The sequence below is a fragment of the Paraburkholderia sp. CNPSo 3274 genome, assembly GCF_024206475.1.
GTDB lineage: Bacteria > Pseudomonadota > Gammaproteobacteria > Burkholderiales > Burkholderiaceae > Paraburkholderia.
The window spans coordinates 1-7896 of record NZ_JAMBPR010000149.1 but is presented as its reverse complement, the minus strand read 5'-3'; the positions used below and the strand labels follow the sequence as shown (position 1 = coordinate 7896).

The window sequence follows — 7896 nt, the reverse complement described above, 5'->3', positions numbered from 1 at the left end:
TTTGTCTTGCCGCACCTGAGCCGGGGCCGGCGCGGCCCGCCGCCGACGTTGCCGTTACAGAGGATGTTCAACTACGTCCTGAAGGCGCTCTATATGGGGTGTCAATGGAAGATGCTGCCGATCGAAACGGATGCAAAGGGGCTGCCTGAAATCCACCACACCCGCATCTACCGGATCATGCGACGCTGGCAGGCTGACGGCAGCATCGACCGGGTCTTCGCGGGCTCGGTCGATCAACTGCATCGGGACCAGCTCCTCGACCTCGCGAACATCCATGGCGACGGCACGACCACAGCGGCAAAGAAAGGCGGCGACAACCTGGGCTACAGCGGGCACAAGCATCTGAAGGGCGACAAGGTGGTGGCCTTCTGCGATCGCAACTGCAACATCATCGCGCCATTCGTGACGGCGCCGGGCAATCGCAACGAATCACCCCTGCTGCGTGACGCGCTGCCCAAACTCACCGCCATGGCGCGCGCCATTGGTGCGAACCTGCAGGGCTCAACCGTCAGTCTGGATGGCGTCTATGACTGCCGCGAAAACCGCCGTGCGATCTTCAACCGCGGCATGAGGCCCAACATTCCCGAGAACCCGCGTGGGCGCAAGGCACCGAAGCGCGGTCGCAGACGGCATTTCGACGCGGCCATCTTCGCGGAGCGCTTCAGCACCATCGAGCGCGTGTTCGCCTGGGAGGACACCTTCCGCCGCCTGCTGCTGCGCTTCGAACGCATCAGTGCCGTGCGTGCACTACGCGCTCAAGACGCTCGCCTACACGATGATCAACCTGAGGCACTACTTCCGCAGCTGATCGCGGCCCTCAGGGCGGCCTGTCGCTACTTCGCCGGCGCATTGCGCCATGGCCGCGCGCGTCGTTACCATGTCGATCACTTCGCAAATCAGACTTCCGCTTCGCTTTGCCTGTCTTGCCAACTCATGCATTTCATGAAACATATGCATTACTGATCAAATGCAACTTCAGTCTGCTTGAAACCCGCAATCAGTTGGCAAAGATGCTACGGGTTGTGTAAAAGCGCAACATCATGGTCATGAAGCCAGCTTGAATAATGTCATATAAAGCCAGACTAAAGACGGGTGAACTGCGCAAGCGCAAGAAGCCGGGGTACCGGGTGACGAACGCGCGGGCGTATAACCAGAGCCTGAGAAAGCGCGGCATGATCAGCCTGTATGTGCCGGGCGGCGATCTGAAGGCGCAGCTTATCAACGCAAAGATCCGTACGCCGGGCGTGTCGGGGCGTGAGCCGACCTACACCACGGCGTACATCGAGCTGATCTTTACCTTCTACCGGCTGTTCGGCTGGGGGATGCGGCAGATCACCGGCTATATGGAGGACTACTGGGAGACTCGCGGGCTGGACATCCCGGTGCCCAGCGCCAGTCAGTTGGGCGAACGGTTCGCTTCACTGGAGGTGAGCGTCACGCAGCGTTGCGAACAGTTGGCCCGACGTCTCGCGCGCGGCGAGACGATCAGTCTCATCGTCGACAGCACGGGATTGAGCTTTGGGCGGGCGAGCCAGTGGTACGAGGAAAAGTACGGTCAGAAGGCCGCGCGCACGCCGTGGCGCAAGATGCATCTGTCGATCGACGCTGACATGAACGTACACGCGATCCGCATCACCACTACAGAAGTATCGGACAGCGAAGGAATGGACGCCGTGCTGCCCGCTGATGTGCCGATGGATCGGGTGATTGCCGATGGCGCGTACTACAGCATCGAGCGTACCGAAGCGCTTTCAGGCGCGGGCGTGACGCCCGTCATCCCACCGCCGTCGTACACGGCGAGGAGCGAACCCGCCGGCATGACCCGATCGTCAGATACATCGAGGACAAAGGCATCTATGCATTTCACAAGAAATACGGCTACGGTGTGCGCTCGCTGGTCGAGGCGCAGATCTCGCGCATCAAGCGTTGCATCGGCGAGCGCCTGCTGACGCAGGAGCTTGCGTCGCAGGAAGGCGAAGGCGTAATCATCGCCAACCTGCTGAACCGGTGGAACGCCTTCGGCAAACCGGTTTGCGTCAATAATGCATAGTCGCGTCCATAGCACGGGAACTCGTACCCATCCGGACAAAGCCACTCGCCGAGCTGCTATCCGGCTATGGCTCCAAATTTCAAGTCAATTTCTCGTGAACACTTAGATCGCACTTACAAATGAATCAATATTAGAGATTCTTAATCGCACAGAAAAACATTTTATATCAGTGCGACTGGCAATTAGTGATACCGTGGTATTTATTTTGCATCGCATGGAGAATCCAGTTTTTTCGCCCTTGTGCGCGGCAATGAATTTGCGCAATTACAGCCATCCCCGTCTGGCCCTTGATGGCCGTCGGTGCCGACATGGATGATGGTCGTTGACGATCGGAAGTCAGAGATCTACACGTTCACTGGGCGGAGTTGCAGAGATTTAGCTCTTAACGGACTTCTAACGCGATATTGAGAACAGGAAATACTGAAAATTTCCTTGTTTTGTTATCGGTGCGGCAATGGAGGACGCGGCATGAATATAAAGATATTCGCAATATCCATGGTTATGTCTTTTACGCCAGTAGCTGCCAGAGCGGATACTCCTTTACCGGTGATACCCTCCAGCTACGTAGTCGACAAAATTACTCAAAGGATGTTCGAGCCATCGAGTACCTCTTCCGATCTTGTCCTACTGTCCGCCCACCGCGGATATTGGGAAATATATCCTGAGAACTCGTCTTACGCCCTACAAGATGCTTGGAACCGCGGATACGAAACTGTTGAGATCGATGCGCGATTTACCGCCGATAAACAGGTGATTGTCGCGCACGATTTTAATATAGACCGTATTTCGACAGGATCTGGCGCGGTGAGCAGCCTAACATATTCGCAACTTAAGCAGGTCGACCTGAAGGATCGGCATGGAAAAGTGTTTTCAGATGCAAATGGGAATAAAGGAAAATTCTTGGGCTTCTCAGAGGTTTTGGATCTTCTTGAACAGTACGTCACCTCAGACGGTCTAGGTTATGTCGTTATTGTTGACATCAAGACGGCGCCCGGCGGGTCCGGCCTGGAAATCATGCAGAAACTCCTAGACCTTATAGCTGCCAAAAATAATCCCTCACTAAGCAAGGCCGTTGTAATCAAAATTAACGCGAGAGATGCGGGTGATCTCGGGTCTGTACTGAGTCGAACTACATACAATCCCAACGTGAACGGCGGCTTGGTTCTCGTAGAAAATCCTGACGCCGACAACGTCAAGATATCAAATTATGATCCCAATCAGGACGTTAACTACGGTCAGTGGAACACCGCGCCATTCCCTATACAGTTCGAGATGAATCAATACTATAGAGGTGATGGTCTCGAAAATTACTTCCATTATGCAGATCAGCAAAAGGGATTTGCTACGTATATAGAAAGCAATCTATTTCCAGAAGGAGTGGCTACCGCAGCCGGAATGTGTTGCGTAGCTCACATCACGGACCCGAAGTCTACAGCGTCGGCCTCAATCATTCCGGATTATCGAGGTGATCCGGAGATGGCAGTTATAAATCCTACCAACCTGATAACAACAGACTCGGTCGATGCAGTAGGGGATATGCTGCAGGCATTGGGGCGACGAAATATCAACTTACTAAAGCGATAGATTATTCCTGTCTTTTACAAGGTGGCTCCGTCATGTCAAAGCTTTTTAGACTCTTTGTGCTGCATGGCACTGCAATTGCTGGGCTATATATAACCCCAGCATCCGCGCAGACATGCTCCAACGAAGCAGAATGCCGGCAATCGGCAGGTGCCAAGCAAATACAGTTGCTAACGCCTGTTGTAGTACCAATACAATATGACTATCCAAAACTAATTATCCATAACCATGGGCCAGATTTCGACACTGACTATCAAGTTCCTAACGGAACAACGATAGTTTACGACTTCTACACGGATCGCAATTCCTTCAACCTTCCCAGCCAGACGTCGATTATCACGAACGAAATAGCGCGGCTCGATCCAGCGAAGGGTTTTACAATTCTCGTTATTCACCGGACCCGTGATAACTTCGCAGCGGGCGGGGGCGCATCGGTCTCGCTACTCAGTTCGGCGGATAATACGGCTTATGCCTCCTTCATGCTTGGGTCTCAACCAAGTGCGACAGGGCAGAAGTGGTCCTTTGGTAAAAGCTTGCTGCAAAGTAAGCGTCCTCAGACAGCTTACTGGCAAAAGCCTTGGGACATGAACATTCTCGGACCAACCGGAAGCTTCTCGGGTACCGAATGGGTTTATTACACGTTTACGCCGGACGGTAAGGTCAAAATCGATCTGTTTGCGCCATATACATACTCTCTTGCCTTCACGGCGTATCAGTGGGATGAGGCGGTACTTGACAGCGGCTTCCCGCACTTTGCGTACGAGGCTGGAGGGCCAACCTCACGACCAAATCAAGCTCCGTTCGGCTCTGTTGGCCCCTTGATGGTTGGTGCCGTGAATGTGCCTGGTCAAGGTTCTCCGACCCTTACTCCAGTCCAGGCTTTGCCAGGATTTGAACGTGCGGTCGTGTTCTCAGGGCCATTGTCCAATCGTGAGATAGTTGCCTTTCAAAAATCACTCAAGGGCAGCCTGTTTCTCGATGTCGACATGCTTCCCTGCAACAGCGGCGCTTTCCTCGCCGGAGAAATCCGCACGCCTTGTGGCAAGGGCAGTCCGGGCAATCCTCCCGCCGATGTCAGTAGCATCACTCCAGTTGGGCTAAATACCAATGTCAATCCCAAAGGGGTTATCCTAGCTGCCAACGACGGAGGGGGAGGTAGTTTTTCGACGATCAAGGCCGCAGTTGACGCGCTTCCGCCAAGCGGCGGCGTGATCCGAATCCCACCTGGTGTCTATACCGAGACATTGGACATTACGAAGCCGAACGTGAAGCTGATCGGCACCGGCACTGACGCATCGCAGGTTTTGATCACCGGCAATCACTCGGCGAACGCGACCGATCCGGGGACTGGGCAACCGTATGGAACGGCTGGCAGCTACACCGTGGCTGTGGTCGCCAACGATGTCTACCTCAGCAATCTCACCATCCGGAATTCAGCCGATTACGAAGCTCCCGATTTTGGCGCCAAGGGCCAAGCTGTAGCCTTACGCTCGAACGGAGACCGGGATGTCTATCGAGCGGTACGATTACTTGGTGGCCAGGATACGCTGTACGTTAATGGGCCGGGGCGAGCTTATTTCAGCAATTGCTACGTCGAGGGAAATGTCGACTATATCTTCGGTAATGGTAAAACAGTGTTTGATGGTTGCACTCTCAAGACCAAGATTCATGACAGCCTGATCGGTGAAGCGACGATTACCGCACAAAAGCGTGAGAGCGCCAGCGAGGATAGCAGCTTCGGCTTCGATCACACGAAGAGCCCATATATGTCGAACGCTTGGCTAGGCCGTCCGTGGGGAAGTCACTCAACCGTCTACTTCCTCAACTCCACGATGGGACCGCAGCTCACCAGCGATGGCTGGATCGAGTTCATCCCGCCGCTGAACGGGCTGCCGGGCACTAACAATCTGCCGACCTCCACCTATCGTGAATACAATACGCGGTATGCCGACATGAATGGCCAAGGGGCTGCGCCGTTCGATATCGGCCAGCGCGAGACGACGTCGCCGAAGAGCAACGTCGCGCTGAGTTCGGCGGAGGCTGCCGCACTAGCACCTGACATTTATCTGGCTGGCACCGACGGTTGGCAACCTACCTTGGTGAGCGACGCCAGTCCGAACCTTGGGCAGCAGGTGCCAATTCCCACTCCAGCCGCCGGGGTCCCCCAAGCCCCGCTGATCTCCGCAACGGTCGGCGGCAACGGCAACGTGCAGGTCACTTGGGCTGGCCAACCTGCCAATCCCGCAGAAACGGGTTATGTCATTACTGCGCGGCAACATGGCAAGAGTTGCGGACCGTTCCAGCTGCCGGCTTATGCTTATAGCGGGTATGTCGAAGTTGCCTTTAATGGCTCATGGTGCAAATAGCGCGGGGGCGAATCGGTTAAGGTGTCGGGCTGAACGAACTGAGAACCGATGATGAGCAAGCTGAAGAGCCTGGACGAACTGTTTGCAGGCCGTCACTTTGACCGCGATGTGATCATTCTGTGTGTTCGCTGGTACCTGCGCTACAAGCTTAGCTTGCGCGATCTGGTCGAAATGATCGCGGAACGGGGTCTGGCGCTGGCCCACACGACGATCCTGCGCCGGAGTTCGTCAAACGGTGGAATCGCTTCGGCAGGCCCACCGGCCAGTCCTGGCGTGTTGACCAACTGGTTGCTAGTTTCGCCGCTGACCATCCACAGGGCAGTCAGCCAAAGCGGCAGCATCAATGCATTTCGGGCACGGCATGTTGACAAAGCGACAACATGTTTCGGTATCTACTGGTTGCAGGTTTTTCTCAGGGTAAGCGCGTCTCTATCCTTGCAATTACCCACTTCTTTTTAGCGCGAGCTCAATAGCCGAGCTGGATGTCAGTCAGACGTTGCATCCCGCGCCACATAACGGTATTGCCCGGCGGAGGGTCGCTGGCGCGCGCAAGGTAACCACCCAGCTGAGCGAGCTTGATAACGTTACGCACGAGGGGCGGCGCCTGGGCGTTGTGGGGCGTGTCGTGAACGATGCGCTGAAGCAGTTCGATTTCGGTGGGGGTGAACGCGATTTCGGCGGCGGCCTGCGGCGCCGAGCGGCTGAGCATGGTGAGCCAGAATATGCGCCAGCTCAGGATGCAGAAGACCGCGATCAGGTTCGTTAACCGGTCGGCTGTACGAAGCCGGGACTCCTCCGCTTTGCAGCCCGATTTCAGGATCTTGTGGAACGTCTCGATTTTCCAGCGCATCGCGTACCAGTCGAGCTTTTGGATCGCCTCGGCACGCGAGCGGACTGGCAGGTTGGTGATCAGTTTCCATTCGATACGAGCACGCCCGGCCGGCGGATCGCGCTCCTGTGCATGAAGGACTGTTAGCTGTAACTCAGGGTAGCGGCTCTGCTTGCCGATGGGCGGCAGTGTCGCGCGCAGTTGTAAATTGATACAGCGACGCAGTTAGGAATTGATACACCTCGTTGTAGGGTTTCCCATTTTGGGCGGCCCGTGATCAGCTACGAGGAGTACATGGAAATCGAGATTCTGCGTCGCCAGGGAAACAGCCTCCGGGACATCGCCGTCGAGACCGGCATGGCAGTCAACACGGTTCGGAAGTATTTGGCATCGGGGCCGCCGCAACGCAAGGCCCGTCAGCCGGTACCGGGCAAGCTTGCGCCGTTCAAGACTTATCTGCAGGGGCGCGTGGAAGCGGCGAAGCCCGACTGGATTCCGGCGACGGTGCTCAAGCGGGAGATCGAGGAACGCGGCTACACGGGAGGGTTACGCCGGGTGCAGGAGTATCTGCAGAAGCTTCGTCCCGCTGCACGCCCTGACCCGGTGGTCAGATTCGAGACGGAGCCGGGCCACCAGATGCAGATGGACTGGATCGAGTTTCGTAAGCCGGGACACAAGCTCGGTATGCTCGCCGCGTTCGTCGCGACGTTGGGTTATAGCCGCGTCAGCTACGCGGAGTTCGTCACCGACATGCGTATCGAAACGCTACTGGCTTGCCACGTGCGGGCATTCGAGGCATTTGGCGGCGTCACCAGAGAGATTGTGCCCGCTGGCGTTATGTGGCGGCAAGCGCGGTGTTCCCGTGCTGAGGCGGCGGGGAACGAATATTTGAGCACATAATTTGCTACAGCGAATTGAGCCATTCAAGAAGAGCTTTGTCGTCCTTCCAGGCGGTACGAGCTCGGGATCCCGCCGAAACACCAGAAATTACTGCGCACGCTGCCAACGCTTCGGCTTTTGCACGTAACGTTAGTTCTGCATATCGGTTTGTAGTATCGACACTGACATGT

At 55.9% G+C, this 7896-nt stretch carries 5 protein-coding genes and 2 pseudogenes; 6 read left to right on the top strand and 1 reads right to left on the bottom strand.

Annotation, left to right across the window (positions count from 1 at the left end; all coding sequences use genetic code 11):
- The 5 genes and pseudogenes from M3I54_RS42860 to M3I54_RS42840 form a co-directional block, all read left to right on the top strand.
- Positions 1-963: transposase (locus M3I54_RS42860; protein WP_254346385.1), on the top strand; the 963-nt coding region annotated here is incomplete at its 5' end.
- 209 nt (positions 964-1172) lie between these two features.
- Positions 1173-1949, top strand: coding sequence for a transposase (locus M3I54_RS42855; RefSeq protein WP_254346378.1), 777 nt, complete (start codon positions 1173-1175; stop codon positions 1947-1949).
- 569 nt (positions 1950-2518) lie between these two features.
- Positions 2519-3634, top strand: a complete 1116-nt coding sequence (locus M3I54_RS42850; RefSeq protein ID WP_254346370.1) for a glycerophosphodiester phosphodiesterase family protein — start codon at positions 2519-2521, stop codon at positions 3632-3634.
- 32 nt (positions 3635-3666) lie between these two features.
- On the top strand, positions 3667-5997 hold the full coding sequence (locus tag M3I54_RS42845) for a pectinesterase family protein (protein WP_254346361.1): 2331 nt from the start codon (positions 3667-3669) through the stop codon (positions 5995-5997).
- Between the two features lie 51 nt (positions 5998-6048).
- A pseudogene (locus tag M3I54_RS42840) lies at positions 6049-6216 on the top strand (IS6 family transposase); the annotation flags it as partial.
- A 247-nt stretch (positions 6217-6463) separates the two neighbouring features.
- Here the strand turns inward: M3I54_RS42840 and M3I54_RS42835 are convergent.
- Entirely contained in the window at positions 6464-7006 is a 543-nt protein-coding gene (locus tag M3I54_RS42835; RefSeq protein WP_254346398.1) for an IS4 family transposase, read from the bottom strand.
- Positions 7007-7120: 114 nt separating this feature from the next.
- Between M3I54_RS42835 and istA the strand changes: the two are divergent.
- Positions 7121-7651: pseudogene (gene istA, locus M3I54_RS42830) on the top strand (IS21 family transposase); the annotation flags it as partial.
- Positions 7652-7896: the final 245 nt, after the last annotated feature.